Source organism: Pseudomonas sp. 05L36, from assembly GCF_056398125.1.
Genome location: NZ_JBFTOU010000005.1, coordinates 139,260 through 158,518 on the forward strand (window position 1 = coordinate 139,260; position 19,259 = coordinate 158,518).

15 protein-coding genes are annotated in these 19,259 nt (G+C 59.0%); 7 read left to right on the forward strand and 8 right to left on the reverse strand.

From position 1 onward, the window contains the following. Window positions 1-205 precede the first annotated feature (205 nt). Both pcaK and pcaR read right to left on the reverse strand, forming a co-directional pair. A complete protein-coding gene (gene pcaK, locus AC1DKH_RS07765; RefSeq protein WP_477755316.1) occupies window positions 206-1,552 on the reverse strand; it encodes a 4-hydroxybenzoate transporter PcaK in 1,347 nt (448 codons plus the stop codon). A 123-nt stretch (window positions 1,553-1,675) separates the two neighbouring features. Then, entirely contained in the window at window positions 1,676-2,518 is an 843-nt protein-coding gene (pcaR, locus tag AC1DKH_RS07770) for a pca regulon transcriptional regulator PcaR (protein WP_477797884.1), read from the reverse strand. Window positions 2,519-3,207: 689 nt separating this feature from the next. Between pcaR and AC1DKH_RS07775 the strand changes: the two genes are divergently transcribed. Then, entirely contained in the window at window positions 3,208-3,408 is a 201-nt protein-coding gene (locus AC1DKH_RS07775; protein WP_007986337.1) for a hypothetical protein, read from the forward strand. Window positions 3,409-3,783: 375 nt separating this feature from the next. Further along, window positions 3,784-5,259 carry an inorganic phosphate transporter gene (locus tag AC1DKH_RS07780; RefSeq protein WP_477755315.1) on the forward strand — a complete coding sequence of 492 codons (1,476 nt, stop codon included), beginning with the start codon at window positions 3,784-3,786 and terminating at the stop codon, window positions 5,257-5,259. Between the two features lie 253 nt (window positions 5,260-5,512). On the opposite strand, the gene ccoM is transcribed toward AC1DKH_RS07780, so the two are convergent. The 3 genes from ccoM to AC1DKH_RS07795 form a co-directional block, all read right to left on the reverse strand. After that, the gene (gene ccoM / locus AC1DKH_RS07785; RefSeq protein ID WP_007976669.1) at window positions 5,513-5,623 is read right to left on the reverse strand and encodes a cytochrome c oxidase subunit CcoM; all 111 of its coding nucleotides are present in this window, start codon (window positions 5,621-5,623) and stop codon (window positions 5,513-5,515) included. Between the two features lie 142 nt (window positions 5,624-5,765). Further along, window positions 5,766-5,927, reverse strand: coding sequence for a hypothetical protein (locus AC1DKH_RS07790; RefSeq protein ID WP_218430314.1), 162 nt, complete (start codon window positions 5,925-5,927; stop codon window positions 5,766-5,768). 99 nt (window positions 5,928-6,026) lie between these two features. Further along, window positions 6,027-6,368: an aspartate-semialdehyde dehydrogenase gene (locus AC1DKH_RS07795; RefSeq protein WP_477755314.1), complete on the reverse strand. Its 342-nt coding sequence runs from the start codon at window positions 6,366-6,368 to the stop codon at window positions 6,027-6,029. A 217-nt stretch (window positions 6,369-6,585) separates the two neighbouring features. Between AC1DKH_RS07795 and rapA the strand changes: the two genes are divergently transcribed. After that, entirely contained in the window at window positions 6,586-9,432 is a 2,847-nt protein-coding gene (gene rapA / locus AC1DKH_RS07800) for an RNA polymerase-associated protein RapA (RefSeq protein ID WP_477797885.1), read from the forward strand. A gap of 168 nt (window positions 9,433-9,600) precedes the next feature. Here the strand turns inward: rapA and AC1DKH_RS07805 are convergent, their stop codons facing one another. After that, a complete protein-coding gene (locus AC1DKH_RS07805) occupies window positions 9,601-10,950 on the reverse strand; it encodes a spinster family MFS transporter (RefSeq protein WP_477797886.1) in 1,350 nt (449 codons plus the stop codon). A gap of 267 nt (window positions 10,951-11,217) precedes the next feature. Between AC1DKH_RS07805 and AC1DKH_RS07810 the strand changes: the two genes are divergently transcribed. Together AC1DKH_RS07810 and AC1DKH_RS07815 are read left to right on the forward strand one after the other, a co-directional pair. Next, complete coding sequence (locus AC1DKH_RS07810; RefSeq protein WP_477797887.1) at window positions 11,218-11,583, forward strand: YkgJ family cysteine cluster protein; 366 nt, start codon at window positions 11,218-11,220, stop codon at window positions 11,581-11,583. Between the two features lie 148 nt (window positions 11,584-11,731). Beyond that, window positions 11,732-13,948 (forward strand): putative bifunctional diguanylate cyclase/phosphodiesterase, encoded by a 2,217-nt coding sequence (locus AC1DKH_RS07815; RefSeq protein ID WP_477763846.1) that lies wholly within the window; start codon window positions 11,732-11,734, stop codon window positions 13,946-13,948. On the opposite strand, the gene AC1DKH_RS07820 is transcribed toward AC1DKH_RS07815, so the two are convergent. Continuing rightward, entirely contained in the window at window positions 13,905-14,801 is an 897-nt protein-coding gene (locus AC1DKH_RS07820) for an NAD(P)-dependent oxidoreductase (RefSeq protein ID WP_477797888.1), read from the reverse strand. The two genes, AC1DKH_RS07815 and AC1DKH_RS07820, sit on opposite strands and share 44 nt — an antisense overlap. A 121-nt stretch (window positions 14,802-14,922) precedes the next feature. Here AC1DKH_RS07820 and AC1DKH_RS07825 point away from each other — a divergent pair, with 121 nt between their 5' ends. Next, window positions 14,923-17,118 (forward strand): hypothetical protein, encoded by a 2,196-nt coding sequence (locus AC1DKH_RS07825; protein WP_477797889.1) that lies wholly within the window; start codon window positions 14,923-14,925, stop codon window positions 17,116-17,118. Window positions 17,119-17,372: 254 nt separating this feature from the next. Here AC1DKH_RS07825 and AC1DKH_RS07830 read toward each other — a convergent pair whose 3' ends face one another. Next, the gene (locus AC1DKH_RS07830; RefSeq protein ID WP_046043985.1) at window positions 17,373-17,678 is read right to left on the reverse strand and encodes a DUF2288 domain-containing protein; all 306 of its coding nucleotides are present in this window, start codon (window positions 17,676-17,678) and stop codon (window positions 17,373-17,375) included. A 352-nt stretch (window positions 17,679-18,030) separates the two neighbouring features. On the opposite strand from AC1DKH_RS07830, the gene AC1DKH_RS07835 reads away from it, so the two are divergent. Next, window positions 18,031-19,158 carry a branched-chain amino acid ABC transporter substrate-binding protein gene (locus AC1DKH_RS07835; RefSeq protein ID WP_477755256.1) on the forward strand — a complete coding sequence of 376 codons (1,128 nt, stop codon included), beginning with the start codon at window positions 18,031-18,033 and terminating at the stop codon, window positions 19,156-19,158. Window positions 19,159-19,259 lie beyond the last annotated feature (101 nt).

A 19,259-nucleotide genomic window follows, 5' to 3' on the forward strand; every position in this document is an offset into this window, starting at 1 on the left:
ACTGAAGATTAAGCCCGTGCAAAACGCCAAACAATCCGATAATCGACTAAGCGTTCGATTATCGAACATATTGTTGTCTGGCTATCTTTATAGGCTGCCCCAAAAGATCGCAGCCTGCGGCAGCTCCTACAGATTTACACATTCCCCTGTAGGAGCTGCCGCAGGCTGCGATCTTTTACTGTTACACCACTATTTCAAACCAGGATCAGGTCGCATCCGCATGACTGACCATGCCCTTGATCACCACCGCCGTCGTTGCCAGCGCCGCCGGAATCACCAGCGCCGTCAGCACTTGCTCGAAGTTCCAGCCCAGCCCCAACAGCGTTGCACCCATCCACGCCCCTAGGATGGCGCCGAAGCGGCCGATCCCGAGCATCCACGACACCCCGGTGGCCCGCCCCTGAGTCGGATAAAACCGTGCGGCCAGCGACGGCATTGCCGATTGCGCGCCGTTGACACACATCCCGGCCACCAGCACCAGGGTCGCCAGCAGCGCGATGTTGCCCAGGCTCTGCCCTACCGCGTAGGCAAACACCCCGGCCAGCAGGTAAAAAATGCCGATGACCTTGTGCGGATTGAACCGGTCCATCGCCCAGCCCACGCCCACCGCACTCAGCACGCCGCCGAACTGGAACAGCGCGCCGATGAAGGCGGCTTGCTCCATGCTCGCGCCACTGTCACGCATCAGCGTCGGCAGCCAGCTGGTCAGCAGGTAAACGATCACCAGGCCCATGAAGTAGGTCAGCCACAGCAGCAAGGTGCCGACGCTGTAGGTGCCGGAGAAGATCACCGCGAACACATTGCGCGCCTTCACGGTTTTCTGTTCCGGCACGCTGAAACTGGACGCCTGGGCCACCACCGTCGGATCAATCGGCGCCAGTGCCTTGCGCACTTTGTCCGTACCGCGATTGCGTACCACCAGGTAACGCGCCGACTCCGGCAGCCAGAGCAGCAAAACGACGGAGAGGATCAGCGGCAAAATCCCGCCGATCAACAGCAGGCTGTGCCAGCCAAAGGCCGGAATCAGCTTGGCCGAGATAAATCCGCCACCGGCCATGCCCAGGTTGAAACCGCAGAACATACTGGTTACCAGCAGGGATTTTTTGCGCTCCGGGGTGTACTCCGACAGCAGGGTCGTGGCATTCGGCATGCCGGCGCCCAGACCCAGGCCAGTCAGGAAGCGCAACACCAGCAACTGATCGACATTGCTGCTGTAGGCCGAGGCCAGGCTGAAGGCACCGAACAACAGCACCGCACCGACCAGTACGACTTTTCGTCCGAAGCGGTCAGCCAACGGGCCCGAGCCCAGTGCGCCGAAGACCATGCCGATCAGCGCCGCACTCATCACCGGGCCTAGGCTGGCGCGGTCGATACCCCAGTCCTGGGACAGGGCCGGGGCGATGAAACCCATGGCCGCGGTGTCGAGGCCATCGAGGAAGACAATCAGGAAACACAGGATCACCACGCGCCACTGGTAGCGCGAAATGGGTTGGGCATTGATGAAGGACTGCACGTCGAGGCAGTTACCTACAGCAGACTGAGGCTGGTTCATTATTTTTATTCCACGGATCGCAGTCGAACGGTGTCAGCAGACGCTGACGAAGCCGCGACAGTAATGATCCGGAGGAAACAGCGTCAATTCGATAAACGCAACTCTGTGCGTTTATCGAACAGCTTAGGCAAACAGCTGGGCGCTGAGGTCGCGGCTGGCGCTCAGCAGGCCAGGCAGAAATCGCTGTTCCAGCTCATTGCGGCTGACTCGCCCGGCGTGAGTGCTGACGTTGAGGGCTGCAACCACCTGGCCGGAGGCGTCATACACAGGAACGGCAATTGAGCGCAGCCCTTGCTCAAGTTCCTGGTCAACGATGCACCAGCCTTGCTGTCGCACCTCTTGCAGGCATTCGAGCAATGCCTCGGGGGTGTGAATCGTACGGCTGGTCTTGGCTTGCAATTCGGCGTGATCGAGGTATTCGCCCAGCGACGTGTCATCCAGCGCGGCCAGCAGAATCCGCCCCATCGACGTGCAATAGGCCGGCAAGCGCCCGCCCACCGACAAGTCCACCGAGATCAGGCGCTGGGTGGTTGCAGAGCGGGCGATGTACAAAATGTCATCACCTTCCAGCGTGGCCATGTTGCAGGCCTCGTGCAGTAGCTCGCTCATGCGGTCCAGGTAAGGCTGGGCGGACACCGCCAGCGGCGTCGATGACACATAGGCATGGCCGAGGGTCAGCACTTTGGGTAGCAACGAATAGGTGCGGCCGTCGGTGGTGGCGTAGCCGAGTTTGATCAGGGTGTGCAGGCAACGGCGCACCGCGGCACGGGGAATTTCCGTTCGGTGACTGATCTGGGCGATGGTCAGGTGTCGTTTGCGCTCCTGGAACGCTTGCACCACGGCCAGGCCACGGGCCAGGGACGTCATGAAGTCCGGGTCGCCGGTCAGTGCCTGGATCCGCTTGGCCGGTGAAGCAACGATGGGGGGAGCCACTGAAGTGAAGGAATTGCGCATTTGATCGTTCATACAAGGTCCTTTTACCCACTCGGATCAGCGACTATTACAAAGGGCTACCGCCTGGCACTCAAGCCCGGCCTGCCATCTTCGGGCGATTATCGAACGCTCGACCGATAATCGCAATCCACCGGGTCAATCACCCGATTCGCTGGTGTCCGGTTTTTCGCTGACTCGCGAACCGCTGTTTACATCGACTCGACACAGGACTTAATGGGGCAATCTAAATACCGTAACTTTTTCGAACTTAATGGCGTCAGGCAGGCATCGCTGCAATGTGGTACCCGTCGGCGTTCCAGTTAATCGTAAAGTTTCTAGCAACAAAACGGTCACACACCGGGATCCGCTTTTAACTCGTTGGAGATAGTGTTCTTCAAATCGGCCGCTATAATACAATTCAGTAGCGCTTCGGTTTTTACTTGCCGAACCCGCTGCCCGGCAATGCGATGTTCCATCGCCGTTGCCCGTTGCAAGCGCCAGACTCGCATTGAACCGCCTTGCCAATGCGCTTGCTGATACAGGAAACTGAAGCTACGTCAGCTGTTTATATCTGGTGCCGTGGCCGCCTGTGACATGGAAGTATTGATCACCCTGTTGCCAAAACGATGCCTGACGGGCATTGCCCATTCGACGAACGTGATCAATCGATTTGATGCAGCGCGTGTTCACCAGAATTTATCCCAACTCAATCAGGTAGCACTGTGACGAAAGACGAACTGCGCGCGGAACTAGAGCGCCAGGAACAACGCTACAAGGAAGTTTACGGCGGAGAAGTCACCACTTACGCCGCTCAACCCGAACCGGAACGCAAACCCTGGCGTAAACGCGCCACCGTTCAGGATCAGGTTTTCCAGCAAGAACTTCAAAAAATGGAAAAGGAACTCAAAGCCGAAGAGCCGTGACTGCTTTGACCTGATCCCTACAATGGCCCGCCTCTGCACCCGTTAAAAGCGGGATGTATTGATGTTGCCTTTCGCGCCCGCCATGAGCGGGCAGCGGCCATCACCGTCGTCGAATCAGGCATATTTCCGGTATCTGACCTATTTCTCAGATTTTTCGTACAACCTTTCAAGCCCCTCTTACCGGGCCGTCAAGGTTTTGCGACAGCGATTTTCCAAATAAAATCAATGACTTAAAAAACACAGCAAAACCCTCGGTTTTTAGGTGCTGCGGCAAAAAAATTCGTTGAAGAATGTTACCGATGAGCAGCTAGTGCATTGATTAGCAGTCTTTTCTGGCATAATCGCGCCCCCTTATGACCGGGTCAGAAAACCTTCATGATCGATTTATTCAGCGGACTGGATGCTTGGGTGCTTGTGAGCCTCTTGCTCGCCCTGGCCTTTGTCCTCGCCTTCGAGTTCATCAACGGCTTTCATGACACCGCTAACGCGGTGGCGACCGTTATCTACACCAAAGCCATGCCGCCTCATCTGGCGGTGTTTTTCTCCGGTGTGTTCAACTTCCTCGGCGTGCTGCTGGGCGGGGTCGGCGTGGCGTATGCCATCGTCCACCTGCTACCGGTAGAACTGCTGATCAATGTGAACACCGGTCACGGACTGGCCATGGTGTTCTCGTTGCTCGCCGCCGCCATCGCCTGGAACCTGGGCACCTGGTACTTCGGTATTCCCGCTTCCAGTTCCCACACGCTGATCGGTTCGATCCTCGGTGTCGGCCTGGCCAACGCCCTGATCAACGACATTCCGTTGGCTGACGGTGTGAACTGGCAGAAAGCGATCGATATCGGCGCTTCCCTGGTGTTCTCGCCAATGGCCGGCTTCCTGATCGCCGCACTGATCCTTATCGGTCTTAAATGGTGGCGTCCGCTGTCGAAGATGCACAAGACGCCGGAACAGCGCCGCAAGATCGACGACAAGAAACACCCGCCGTTCTGGAATCGCCTGGTACTGGTGATTTCGGCCATGGCCGTGAGTTTCGTGCACGGTTCCAACGATGGCCAGAAAGGTATCGGCCTGATCATGCTGGTCCTGATCGGTATCGTGCCGGCCCAGTTCGTCCTCGACCTGAACAGCACGACCTACCAGATCGAGCGGACTCGCGACGCGACCCTGCACCTGAGCCAGTTCTACCAGCGCAATTCCGAAACCCTGGGCGAGTTCCTGGCCCTGGGCAAGAGCCTGGATGGCGATCTGCCGGAGAAATTCCGTTGCAACCCGCAACAGACCGAACCGACCATTACCGCCCTGCTCGGCACCCTCAAGGGTGTAGCCGACTACCATTCGCTGTCGGCGGAAAGCCGTATCGAAGTCCGTCGCTACCTGCTCTGCCTGGACGACACCGCGAAGAAAGTCAGCAAGTTGCCAACTCTCGGGGCTCGTGAAAAGGCCGACCTGGACAAGCTGCGCAAAGACCTGACCACTACCACTGAATACGCGCCGTTCTGGGTGATTCTGGCGGTTGCACTGGCCTTGGGCCTGGGCACCATGGTCGGCTGGAAACGCGTGGTACTGACCATTGGCGAGAAGATCGGCAAGCAAGGCATGACCTACTCCCAAGGCATGTCGGCGCAGATCACCACTGCCAGCCTGATCGGCATGGCGAACATCTTCAGCCTGCCGGTTTCCACCACCCACGTGCTGTCCTCGGGCGTGGCAGGCACCATGGTCGCCAACAAAAGCGGCCTGCAAGGCGGCACCGTCAGAACCATCCTGCTGGCCTGGGTATTGACCCTGCCAGCCACCGTGGCCCTGTCGGCCGGGTTGTTCTGGCTGGCTTCGAAGGCCCTTGGCAGCTGATAAGCAGCCAAACGAAAAAGGCGCGCTCCGCAAGGAACGCGCCTTTTTTATTGCTGCCAAAACACCACACTCCCCCTGTAGGAGCTGCCGCAGGCTGCGATCTTTTGATTTTATTTTTAAGAAGCAAGATCAAAAGATCGCAGCCTGCGGCCGCTCCTACAGGGAATATCGTACAAATCTGCAGGCAAAAAAAAGGGCAACCGAAGTTGCCCAAAATGCCTTGCGTGCTCATTACATCCAGAAAGAACTGCGGTTATTTCCGCTTGTGCGAATCCTTCCAGATAAAAAGTCCGAATCCTGCAAAAAACACAAACATGAGGCTGACAGTCAGCACTCCGGCGATCACCACGTTGTCGAAAAACATGACGCGTCTCCTGCACTTGGCCTGTTGCGATAGGGCTAAGTTAACCGAACGGGCAGGAGAGAATATTGACCGGGATCAATGTCGCCCGAGACGGGGCAAGAGGAAGGGAACGTTTGACCCGCATCAATGAATGCGGGGGATTTCAGCGCTTTTTCGGTTTGTTTTTCGGCTTTTTCCTGGCCTTGCCCAGTGGCATGGCCTGCTCGAACGCCTGGCGAACTTCATTGAGCCGCTTGTCATTGAGGTCATGAATACGCTTGGCGCGTTCAGCATTGAGGTCAATCAGTTTGTCGTCTTGGCTCATGGCAGTCAGTGCATCGCTTGAAATGAATTTCAGCCACCGTAGCGTTCGGCAACCCTTCGCCAATAATGCGGCCTGACGGCCGCGCTGACCAGCCGGCGCTCAAATCTCGATATCGACCCACAGCCCCTGCCGCGGCTGATCTTCCATCAGCGGCGCTACCGGCACGGTGTTGTCGGCATTGAGTTCATCGCCGGGAATCGCCAGGTGCGCCTCGGGGTCATGATCAGCCTCGCGTCGACGCCGTTCCTGCTCCTGCTTGCGGCGCTGTTCCTCGCGCAGCACTAACCCGTCCTCTTCAGGGTTGCGCTTTTGCAGATCGATCGTGCTTTCACTGGAGCTTTCCTGCACCGGCACCACCGGTGGAATGTCCGGACGCTGGCGGATCGGGTCGGTTTGCGAAGTGATCGGCACGGCACTCAGGGGAAGCATCGGTGGCAGCATGGTTTTCGGTCTCCTGTCAGCAGGCTGTCGGCTGCGGGGATGGCGACTTGAGCCATCGGTCGCAAACTGTGACCCAATTGGCACTCATTAGTGCACCGGGCGGCGCGTCATGCACGGGTGGGCTAACGTATGACTGTGAGTTTTTCTGAGAGTCCTTTGGCCCTGAAGCCCTCATTCCGTTAAGATAGCCCGCTTTTTCAGGTGGGAGTCAGGCAGCATGGCGCAGCAGTATCAACCGGGGCAACGCTGGATCAGTGACAGCGAAGCCGAGCTGGGTTTAGGCACCGTTCTGGCACAGGACGGCCGCTTGTTGACCGTGCTCTACCCGGCCACTGGCGACACCCGCCAGTACGCGCTACGGAATGCGCCTCTGACCCGCGTGCGGTTTTCACCGGGTGACTCCATCACTCACTTCGAAGGCTGGAAGCTTACCGTCCGCGAAGTCGACGACGTTGATGGCCTGCTGGTTTACCACGGCCTCAACGGGCAGAGCGAAGTGGTCACCCTGCCGGAAACCCAACTGTCGAACTTCATCCAGTTCCGTTTGGCCAGCGACCGTCTGTTCGCCGGCCAGATCGACCCGCTGGCCTGGTTCTCCCTGCGTTATCACACTCTGGAACACACCAGCCGCCAGCTGCAGTCCTCCCTTTGGGGCCTGGGCGGCGTGCGTGCGCAACCGATCGCGCACCAGTTGCACATTGCCCGCGAAGTCGCCGACCGTATCGCACCACGGGTTCTGCTGGCCGACGAAGTAGGCCTGGGCAAAACCATCGAAGCCGGCCTGGTGATCCATCGCCAATTGCTCTCGGGCCGCGCCAGCCGTGTGCTGATCCTGGTTCCGGAAAACCTGCAGCACCAGTGGCTGGTCGAGATGCGCCGCCGTTTCAACTTGCAGGTCGCGCTGTTCGACGAAGAGCGCTTCATCGAAAGCGATGCCAGCAACCCATTCGAAGACACCCAACTCGCGCTGGTCGCGCTCGAGTGGCTGGTGGATGACGAGAAAGCCCAGGACGCGCTGTTCGCGGCCGGCTGGGACTTGCTGGTGGTCGACGAAGCTCACCACCTGGTGTGGCACGAAGATCAGGTCAGCCCTGAGTATTCGCTGGTCGAGCAACTCGCCGAAACCATTCCCGGCGTGCTGCTGTTGACCGCCACCCCGGAACAACTCGGCCAGGACAGCCACTTCGCTCGTCTGCGCCTGCTCGACCCGAACCGTTTCCACGACCTGCAAGCCTTCCGCGCCGAGAGCGAAAACTATCGCCCGGTGGCTGAAGCCGTTCAGGAGTTGCTGGACAAGGGACGCCTGTCGCCGCAGGCCCACAAGACCATCCACGGGTTCCTCGGCAACGAAGGCGAAGCCCTGTTGGCCGCCGTCAACGATGGCGACACCGAAGCCAGCGCCCGCCTGGTGCGTGAATTGCTCGACCGCCACGGCACCGGCCGCGTGCTGTTCCGTAACACCCGCGCCGCCGTGCAGGGTTTCCCGGAGCGCAAGCTGCACCCGTACCCGCTGCCGTGCCCGGACGAATACCTCGAACTGCCGTTGGGCGATCACGCCGAGTTGTACCCGGAAGTCAGCTTCCAGGCCCAACCGGATGCCAGCGAAGAAGATCGCTGGTGGAAGTTCGACCCGCGCGTCGAGTGGTTGATTGATCAGCTGAAGATGCTCAAGCGCACCAAAGTACTGGTGATCTGCGCCCACGCCGAAACCGCCATGGACCTGGAAGACGCCCTGCGCGTGCGTTCCGGCATCCCGGCCACGGTGTTCCACGAAGGCATGAACATCCTCGAGCGTGACCGCGCCGCCGCCTACTTCGCCGACGAAGAGTTTGGTGCGCAAGTGCTGATCTGCTCGGAAATCGGCAGTGAAGGTCGCAACTTCCAGTTCTCCCATCACTTGGTGCTGTTCGACCTGCCGTCCCACCCGGACCTGCTGGAACAACGTATCGGTCGACTGGACCGGATCGGTCAGAAGCACATCATCGAACTGCACGTGCCATACCTGGAAACCAGCCCGCAAGAGCGCCTGTTCCAGTGGTACCACGAAGCGCTGAACGCGTTCCTCAATACCTGCCCGACCGGCAACGCCCTGCAGCACCAGTTCGGCCCGCGCCTGCTGCCGCTGCTCGAAGAAGCCGACGATGGCGAGTGGCAAGCGCTGATCGACGAAGCCCGCACCGAGCGTGAGCGCCTGGAAGCCGAGTTGCACACCGGTCGTGACCGTTTGCTGGAGCTGAACTCCGGTGGCGCGGGCGAAGGCGATGCGCTGGTGGAGGATATCCTTGAGCAAGACGATCAGTTCGCACTGCCGATCTACATGGAAACCCTGTTCGACGCCTTCGGCATCGACAGCGAAGACCATTCGGAAAATGCACTGATCCTCAAGCCGAGCGAAAAAATGCTCGACGCCAGCTTCCCGCTGGGCGACGACGAAGGCGTGACCATCACTTACGACCGTAACCAGGCGCTGTCTCGCGAAGACATGCAATTCATCACCTGGGAGCACCCGATGGTTCAGGGCGGCATGGATCTGGTGCTGTCCGGCTCCATGGGCAACACCGCCGTGGCGCTGATCAAGAACAAGGCACTCAAGCCGGGCACCGTGTTGCTGGAACTGTTGTATGTCAGCGAAGTGGTTGCCCCGCGCTCACTGCAACTGGGCCGCTACCTGCCGCCGGCCGCCCTGCGCTGCCTGCTCGATACCAACGGCAACGACCTGTCGGCCCGCGTGTCGTTCGAAACCTTGAACGATCAGCTCGAAAGCGTGCCGCGTGCCAGCGCCAACAAGTTCATCCAGGCTCAGCGTGACCAGTTGACGCCACGGATCAACGCCGGTGAAGCGAAGATCCTGCCGCGCCACACAGAACGTGTCGCCGAGGCACAGCGTCGCCTGGCCGCCGATACCGAGGAAGAACTGGCGCGCTTGACCGCGTTGCAAGCGGTCAACCCGACCGTGCGCGACAGCGAACTGGTGGCCCTGCGCAAGCAACGCGAGCAAGGCCTGGCCATGCTCGACAAGGCTGCGTTGCGACTGGAAGCGATTCGGGTGTTGGTGGCGGGTTAAGTCCCCTGCTCCACCCTGCTTAAAAAGAAGGCCCGCAGTGATGCGGGCCTTCTTTTTATCTGACTTTTGTGGTGATGCCGATGGCCTCATCGCTAGCAGGCTAGCTCCCACAGGGGTTGTGTTCACACTGGAGATCCAATGTGGGAGCCAGCCTGCTGGCGATAGCAATCATGCAGTCGCCGCTGCAACCTCTGGCTCGACCACGCCAACCAACCCTTCCTTCATCCGCTTGGCATCGCGCACGAAACACCGCGAAGCCAGGAACAGAAACACCACGGTGAACAACAGCGCCACCGGAATCAGGTACATCGCGTCATGCAGGCCAACCGCTTTAAACGCCTCAGTCATCTGTTCCGCACCTGCCTCGAGCATCGCCGTGTGGGCAAAGTGATCCGACAAGGCCCCGACCACCACCGGCCCCAAACCGCCGCCCAACAGATACAGCCCGGCAAAGAACAGCGCCATCGCCGTCGCCCGCAACCTCGGCTCGACCACATCCTGTATCGCCGTGTACACGCAGGTGTAGAAGTTGTAGGCGAACAACCAACCCAGGCTAAACACCGCAACAAACACACCGATCTCGATGCGCCCGGAATGCAGCGCCCACGCGGTGCAGACCGTCGAAATCATCAGGCTGAAGGCCGCAAACAACAGCCGCCCGTTGGCAATCCGCTGGTGAATCTTGTCCGCGATCCAGCCACCGAGGGTCAGGCCGACCAACCCGGTCACACCGACAATAACTCCGGTGGCGACCGCGGCATCCTGCAACGGCATGAGAAAGTACCGTTGCAGCATCGGCACCAGAAACGAGTTGCAGGCATAGGTGGCGAAGTTGAAACACAGGCCGGCCATCACCAGCCACAGAAAGGTTGGCACAGCCAATACCCGACGGATCGGCTGATCGATCTTTTCCTGCGACACCTGAACGCTCTCGGCGGCGCCGCGTTTCGGTTCCTTGATGAAAAACATGAAGATCGCGAGGATCAGCCCGGGCACCGCCGCAATAAAGAACGGCGCACGCCAACTGTCGAAGGCCTTGACCATCGCGCCGATGGTGAAGAACGCCAGCAACAGCCCCAACGGCAGCCCCAGCATGAAGATGCCCATGGCGCGGGCCCGGCGGTGCGCCGGGAACAAGTCGCCGATCAGCGAATTGGCGGCTGGCGCGTAGCTGGCCTCGCCGATGCCGATGCCCATGCGCACGATCAGGAAACTCCAGAAACTGCCCACCATACCGTTGACGGCGGTCAACCCGCTCCACACCGCCAGCCCCCAGCCCATCAGCTTGCTGCGCGAACCGGTATCGGCCATGCGCCCCAGCGGCAAGCCGGCAATGGCGTAGACGATGGTGAATGCCGTCCCGATGATCCCTAACTGGAAATCACTGAGGTGCCATTCCATGCGAATGGGCTCGATGATGATGGCCGGGATGGTGCGGTCGAAAAAATTGAACAGGTTGGCCAGGAACAACAGGAACAGGATGCGCCAGGCATTGGCCGCTTGGGTCGAGTTCTGCATGGGTCCGTCTCTTTTATTGTTTTTGGGGCGTCACTGCCCCCGGACTTTGCAATCTAGACAGGCCGGCCAAACCTGTCTTTCATTATTCGCCAGGCTGATACCCCCCCATGGGACGCAACCTGTAGGAGCTTTCGCAGGGCGAGTATTTCGCAGTCCGTCCGGTCGTTGAAAAATACCTTTCTCCCCCCCTTCCCAAGCCGTTGGCGAAGCCTAGAATAACGGCCTTGATTCCCCCCTGTGTCTCCACCCTCCTTACGATAATCGCCCATGCCCGAAGCCAGTCCGTGTCTGAATTGCGGTGCCTGCTGTTCTCATTTTCGCGTGTCATTTTTCTGGGGTGAATGCGCCTCGTCCGGGGGGACGGTACCCGATGAGCTTGTCGAGCAGATCAGCCCCAGTCGGGTCGCGATGCTCGGCACCGGCTGCAAACCCGTACGCTGCACCAGCCTGGTGGGAGACGTGGGCAGTACGGTGCAGTGCTCGATTTACGAAAAACGCTCCAGCACCTGCCGGGAATTCGACGCTTCGTGGGTCGATGGCGTGGCCAATCCCGATTGCGACGCGGCCCGTGCCGCTTTCGGCTTGCCGGCCCTGCAACCCGCATTCGAGACGCCTCAGAAGCAAATCGCCTGAGCATTAGCACTAGTCGCTATTAGGCTAATGCCAAAAACATTGAAAGCAATGTGCCACTACCGCTTGCGCCCTACCCATGCCCTCTATACTCCAGGACATTCGCCGACGCTCCTTGCGCCGGCTTGAGGGATAACGATGGGGGCATGCTATGGAGTGGCTTGGTTTGCATTTCATTACCGAGCTACCAGAGAGTGGGCAGGTCGTACTTAATTGCACACATGACCCTTTTCTGGTGCTGCTGGCTTATCTGGTCGCCTGTGTCGGCAGCTTCGCGACACTGGACATCGCCGAACGGGTTGCTCACGCTGAAAAATCCGCTTCCCAGACACTCTGGCGCTGGGTTGGCAGCGGATGCCTGGCCGGCAGTATCTGGGCCATGCACTTCGTCGGGATGCTGGCATTCCAGGCGCCTATCGATCTTCACTACCAACTGCCTGTCACGGTGTTCTCGCTAACCATCGCACTGCTTGCCGCGTGGCTGGCCATGCATACCCTCAGCCTTCCCGAGCTGAGTTTGCGACAGTGCCTCATGTCATCGATCGGGATCGGCCTGGGTATCGCGACCATGCATTACGTGGGCATGACGGCCATGCACTCCAATGCCTCGGTCTATTACCATCCGGGCCTGTTCGCCCTGTCCATCGTGATTGCGATCGGTGCCGCGCTGGCAGCCTTGTTACTGGCATGGTATCTGCGCGACGGCGCCGGCATGCTGCATCAGCTCATCAAATACTGCGCCAGCCTGTTGCTCGGGGCTGGCATCCTCAGTATGCACCTCACGGCCATGGCTGCCTTCAACCTGGTGCTGCCCGAAGGCAGCCTGCCAGCGCAAACCGGCGAAAACAGCCAACTGCAACTGGCACTGACCGTGGCGGTCATGACCCTGCTGATCATCGGCAGCAGCATCAGCGCGGCGCTGGCGGACAAGAAACTGCAACGCAAGGACCACGACCTGCAACGGGTCAACTCCCTGCTCAGCCAGCTGGACCAGGCGCGCATGTCGCTGCAACAGGTGGCGCACTACGACGCGTTGACCAACCTGATCAACCGCCGCGGATTCAACCAGGTCTTCGCCGAAAAACTCATCGAGAAATCCAGTAAAGGCGGGATGCTGGCGGTCATGTTCCTGGACATCGACCATTTCAAGCGGATCAACGACAGCCTTGGCCACGATGCCGGTGACGAACTGCTCAAAGTGCTTGCCGGGCACATCAAGAGTTCGATTCGCAGTCATGAGGATGTGGTCGCGCGCTTCGGCGGCGACGAGTTCTGCCTGCTCATCGACCTGCATGATCGTGAAGAGGCGCGGCAGATGGCCCAACGCATCATGTTGAAAATGAAGGAGCCCATCGAACTGGCCGGCAGGCGCATGGTCATGACCACCAGCATCGGCATCAGCCTGTTTCCGGAGGACGGCAAGACTTGTGAGGAACTGCTGAAAAACGCCGACCTGGCGCTGTATCAGTCCAAGGGCGGCGGCCGCAACGGCCTGAGCTTTTTCAGCGCCAACCTGAAAACCCGCGCCACACTGGAACTGCAACTGGAAGAAGAACTGCGCCATGCCTTGCGTGAAGACACTGGCTTGATGCTCTATTACCAGCCGATCTATGACCTCAAGACCGGTCAGGTCAGCAAGCTCGAAGCCTTGATTCGCTGGCAACACCCGGTCCATGGTTTCCTCGTGCCGGATCGTTTTATCGCCATCGCCGAGGCCAACGGCCTGATCGCCGAACTGGACAACTGGGTGCTGCGCAAGGCCTGCGAGGATCTGGGCGAGCTGTCGCGCCAGGGTTGTGTAGACCTCAAGATCGCCGTGAATTGCTCGCCCCTGAGCCTGGCGCGCGTAGAACTGGCCGATGAAATCGAGTACGCATTGCGAGCCGCCGGTGTGGAGCCCCACCGGCTGGAACTGGAAGTCACGGAAAACGCCTTGATGGGCAATATCGCCAACACACTGATGTTGCTGCGACAGATTCGTGCCCTCGGCGTGTCGCTGTCGATCGATGACTTCGGCACCGGCTATTCATCCTTGGCCTACCTCAAGCGCTTGCCGCTCAACACACTGAAAATCGACCGCTCGTTCATCCAGGACATCCCCAAGGCCACCCAAGACATGGAAATTGTCCAGGCGATCATCGTCATGGCCCATACCCTGCACCTGCAAGTGGTCACCGAAGGGGTCGAAACCTTCGAGCAATATCAGTTCCTGGAAAACCATGGCTGTGACTTCGCTCAGGGCTATTTGCTCAGTCGGCCGGTGCCACTGGCCGAGCTGCATCCGGTGCTGAACGAAATCAACCAGCGCAAGCACACCTGTACCGTCACGACGTTGAGCCTGGCTCACGGTACATCTGCACTAATGTAGACGGGTCCTTTTCAAGGAAGCCCTGACTGCCATGCAGGCGCATCAACTGCGCGGCCAGACCGCTGATCGGTGTCGCCGAGCCTTGCTCACGGGAAAACTTCACCGCGGTATCCAGATCCTTGAGCAACGTGCGCACGTGCCACTTGACCGGCTCGAAACGGTTTTCCGCCATCTGTGGGGCCAGGATCTGCAAGGGTTTCGAATCGGCAAAGCCGCCGGCCAGCGCTTCGGCGATCTGGCTGACATCAACCCCGGAACGTTCCGCCAACGCGACCACTTCGGCAATCACCAAGGCATTGCAGGCGACGATCATCTGGTTGCACGCCTTGGTCACCTGCCCTGCCCCGATGCCGCCCATGTGCGTCACACGCTGCCCCAGGTTCAGCAGAACGGGACGAACCCGATCCAGATCCTGTAACTCGCCACCCACCATGATCGCCAGGCTCCCGGCTTCAGCGCCGACCACACCGCCGGACACCGGCGTGTCGAGCCAGCCCATGCCGGTTTTACCGGCGAGTTCTGCGGCCATTTCCCGCGTGGCGTTGGGCTCCAGGCTGGAAAGGTCCACCAGTAACTGGCCTTTTCCTGCTCCCTCCGCAATGCCTGCCGGACCAAACACGACCTCGCGTACGACCGACGTATCCGCCAGGCACAACATCACCACGTCCGCGTGCTGGCACAGTTCGGCGGGGCTGGCGACCTGGCGTGCGCCTGCCTCCACCAGCGGCTTGCACTTCTCCGGATTGCGATTCCATACCGCCAGCGGATAACCCGCGGCCAACAGGCGCCGGCACATCGGCAGCCCCATCAGGCCGATCCCGGCAAATCCCAGCGAAGGTAGCATTGACATCATTTAGCCTCCTTTTGATTAAAGATCGCCAAATATTGGCCGATTCATCATGACTTAGGAAAGGATTCACTCCGAGTGACGACAGTGAGTCGGCCAACCAATCAGCCCAGGTAGATGGCGAACAATGACTTCTAAAAACAACCCGGCCACTGCGGTAACCGATCTGACGTTGAGCCCCGCGGCCAAGAGCCCGTCATCACCGAAGCCATTGACTCACTCCCGCCCGCTGGCGACCCAGCAATACCTGTACTTCACCGAAACCAACACCGACCGCATCCTCGACAACCTCGACGGCCTGCGCGACATGGTGTTCCCGCGCGCTCCGCACCTGGAAGGCGACAGCGAACAGCACAACGATCAGGAATTCCCGTCGGTGTGCCTGATCGGCCTGGGCCGCTGCGGCTCGAACATTGCGCTGGACGTGGCGGAGCTGGTGTACAACGCCCGCAAGTTCTACCTCAACGAATTCAACAACGAAGATCGCCTGTCGCCGGACAAGCGTTTTGCCGAAAAGGGCTACAGCCCGGCCCAGTGGATCCGCAACAACCTGCGCCTGGGCCAGAACAAAAACACCAAGCCGGTGTTTCTGGTCGAGCCGCTGGTGATGCTCGGCGACCTGGACAAGGACATCGCCGGACGCATCCGTTTCTCGCGCAAGGGCGAAAAAAGCGGCTTCCTGCGCGACTACAGCAAGATGAAAATCATGGACTTGTCGGAAGTCCACGCCGGTGGCGCCGGTAACGCGCCGATCCTCGGTCAGTACCTGGCCAAGATCATCCTGAACAAGGACACCCAGCGTTTCTCCAGCCCTGACTGGAAAATGATTCACTCGTACCTGATCGACAGCTGCGGCATCAAGGCCAACCAGTCGCGCCTGTATTTCTCGATCTTCAGTGCCGGCGGCGGTACCGGCTCGGGCATGGCCTCGGAATTCGGCCTGGCCCAGCAGCACTCGTACATGAACAAGACGTTCGACACCAAACCGATGGACGAGCACGACAGCAAGAGCGGCCACGCCTTCGTCTTCGAACCGATCTTCACCAGTGGCATCTGTGTACTGCCGAACATTTCCGACCACCGCAGTGAAATGTCCGAGGCGCTGCACATCAATGCCGGCCGCCTGCTGTGCAAGTACCTGTCGGAAGAGTGGGACTTCTCCTACAACTTCGCCAACGAAGACAGCAGCGAAGCCAGCGTCATGGGCCGCATCCGCCCATGGAACGCGATGATGCTGATCTCCAACGACATCATGCGTTACGCCGAAGAGAACGATGACGGCAATATCCAGAACATTGATGTCAATGCCATGGAAAAGCATGCCAACCAATACATCTCACAGCAGATCTTCAACATTCTGACGGCGCAGGCGGTGACCACCGACTACGACCAGAACTATTTCCGTCGCGCCGGCATCGACATCGGCGAAACCATCCGCCTGGACGCCAACGACCTGTTCATGAGCCTGGCCGGCCCGGTGGCGATTGCCTACGCAGAGTCCGTAGTGCCGGAAACCCCGCCGCCGAGCAGCGACAAATTCAAGGTGTTCGAGAAAGAGCCGCAGCGTCTGAACATCGATGACCTGTTCTTCCGTTCGATCGACCTGCCGCACTTCAACAAGGTCACCCAGGCCATCGAAGGCATCAGCCTGTTACCGATCGAGTCCAAACGCTATCGCGCGTCGCTGGAGCAGTACAAGAACTCGGGTTACGACGCGGCGGCCCTGCACGACCTGCACTTCTTCAAGAATTGCTCGTCGGTGGTGTCGATCGTTTCCTTGCCGAAGGACTACAAGCTGTCCTATATGGATTTGAACCGGTTGAAGACTCACCTCAACAGCCTGTTCCCCAACACCACGCTCAAGCGCTACGCGCTGGTGATCGGTGCCTCGGCCAACCTGTCGCTGACCACCCTGATCGCCAAGAGCCCGTGCCTGTCGGACGACTTCCTGACACTGATCGTGGCCTTCATCAAGCGCTGCTTTGCGAAGTCTGCCTACCGTTTCGATGAAACCCTGGACAACTCGATCCTGGACTTCATCGTCCAGGAGGAATTCGACGAAGGCCGCATCGACGACTTGCTCAACGAATTCGAGAACCCGGCGAAGATCCTCGATACCAACTGGTACGCGATCAAACCGATGTATGAAAAGAAGTACCGTGAGCTGATCAACGACAAGGAAAAATTCGTCTCGATCAACGACATCCGCCTGTCGCGCGACTGTGTGAAGAAAGCGATCAAGTACCTGCGCGAGATCTACCGTCACCGCATTGGCAAGACCAAGGTCATTTCGTTGAACAACCATACGGGCAAGACGGCTTAAACCTGAAAAGATCGCAGCCTGCGGCAGCTCCTACGGGCGTACACCTGGCCCTGTAGGAGCTGCCGCAGGCTGCGATCTTTTTCTTTTATCCACATCCAGAAACAATTGAGCAGCCGTTCAGTTGCCCTCTCAACTGTTCCCGTTACGTTTACGTCACCGTGAAGCTGTGGCCTTTCTCCACGGCAACATGCCATCACGCTACCCGGCTACACACTTTTACCCCTGAAAGGAGCGCACCAATAAGGTGCAACCTTTTAAGCCTGCGCCCTTTCCTGGACCAGAATCCACGGCGAAACAACCACAGCCCACAACTGTGGATCACGTTCAAAAAGATCCAGCGCCCGCGTTTCAGAGAGCTTGGCGAGTTTGTCAGCAGCCAGCCAGGCGGCCACTTTCTCCCCTTCATCCTGGGCCACGGCCTCGGCGGCGGCGATCAAATCCAGGCCGGGATCGACCCACAATAGGGCACCCTTGGCGAAGAACGGCTCCAGCTCTTTCCAGGTAATAGATGCGGTTTCACCAAGCAGCTTGGCATAGAGGGTGCTAGGTTCTTGATTCATGGGACTGTCCGGAAAAGAAATCGACGCGAATGATAACGTCGCTGGTCTGGCAGAAAAACCCGGATGCAATTGAGTGACCGAAATGAAAAGCGCAGTAAAGCCAGGGAATGCACTGAATCCGGCTATAAGCCCTTCAACACCCCCGCCGCAATTCTGTCTTTTTCTTTCAATAAAGCGACACCCGCAGGTTTTGCCCCCCGGCGCCGCCTTCCCAGGCTGACAATCGGCGCTCTACACTGTACCGGTACAGTTGCCGGGGGGCATTTCCGGGGGGATGTCGTGGATATCTGACCCGGTTCTGCTGCCATCGGCGCCAGGACTATAAAAACTACAACAGTAAGAGTGGAGCACTATGACTAAGGCTACTAAGCAGATTTCCAAACTGTTTGCCGCTATGGTTCTGGCCGGGGTTGCCAGCCATTCGTTCGCAGCTGACACCATCAAGATCGGCATCGCAGGCCCTAAAACCGGCCCGGTCACTCAATACGGCGACATGCAGTTCATCGGTGCCAAGATGGCCATCGAGCAGATCAACGCCAAGGGCGGCGTCGACGGAAAGATGCTCGAAGCCAAGGAATACGACGACGCGTGCGACCCTAAACAAGCCGTGGCCGTCGCCAACAAAGTGGTCAACGATGGTGTGAAATTCGTTGTCGGTCACCTCTGCTCCAGCTCCACTCAACCGGCTTCGGACATCTACGAAGACGAAGGCGTGATCATGATCACCCCGGCTGCCACCAGCCCGGACATCACTGCACGTGGTTACAAAATGGTGTTCCGCACCATCGGCCTGGACAGCGCCCAGGGCCCTGCTGCCGGTAACTACATCGCCAACCACGTAAAACCGAAAATCGTTGCTGTGCTGCACGACAAACAGCAATACGGTGAAGGCATCGCCACTTCCGTGAAGAAAACCCTCGAAGGCAAAGGCGTCAAGGTTGCCGTGTTCGAAGGCCTCAACGCTGGTGACAAGGACTTCTCCTCGATCATCCAGAAGCTCAAGCAAGCCAACGTCGACTTCGTCTACTACGGCGGCTACCACCCGGAACTGGGCCTGATCCTGCGTCAATCCAAGGAAAAGGGCCTGAACGCCAAGTTCATGGGGCCTGAAGGTGTGGGCAACGACTCCATCTCGCAAATCGCCCAGGACGCTTCCGAAGGCCTGTTGGTGACCCTGCCGAAGTCTTTCGACCAGGACCCGTCCAACAAGGCGCTGGTTGAGGCGTTCGCCGCCAAGAAACAGGACCCGACCGGCCCGTTCGTGTTCCCGGCCTACTCGGCTGTCGAAGTGATCGCCGAAGGCATCAAGGCAGCGAAGAGCGAAGACACCGCCAAGGTGGCTGAAGCCATTCACAAAGGCACCTTCAAGACTCCGACCGGCGACCTGTCGTTCGACGAAAAGGGCGACCTGAAGGACTTCAAGTTCGTGGTTTATCAGTGGCATTTCGGTAAACCAAAGACTGAAGTTTCGCCTCAGTAAACTGGCTCCATAAGTAATAGAGCCCACTGCGCAAGCCGTGGGCTTTGTTTTACGAGGTTAATAGGTCAGAGTCCCGCGATCCGGGAGCTGACTTACCTGAA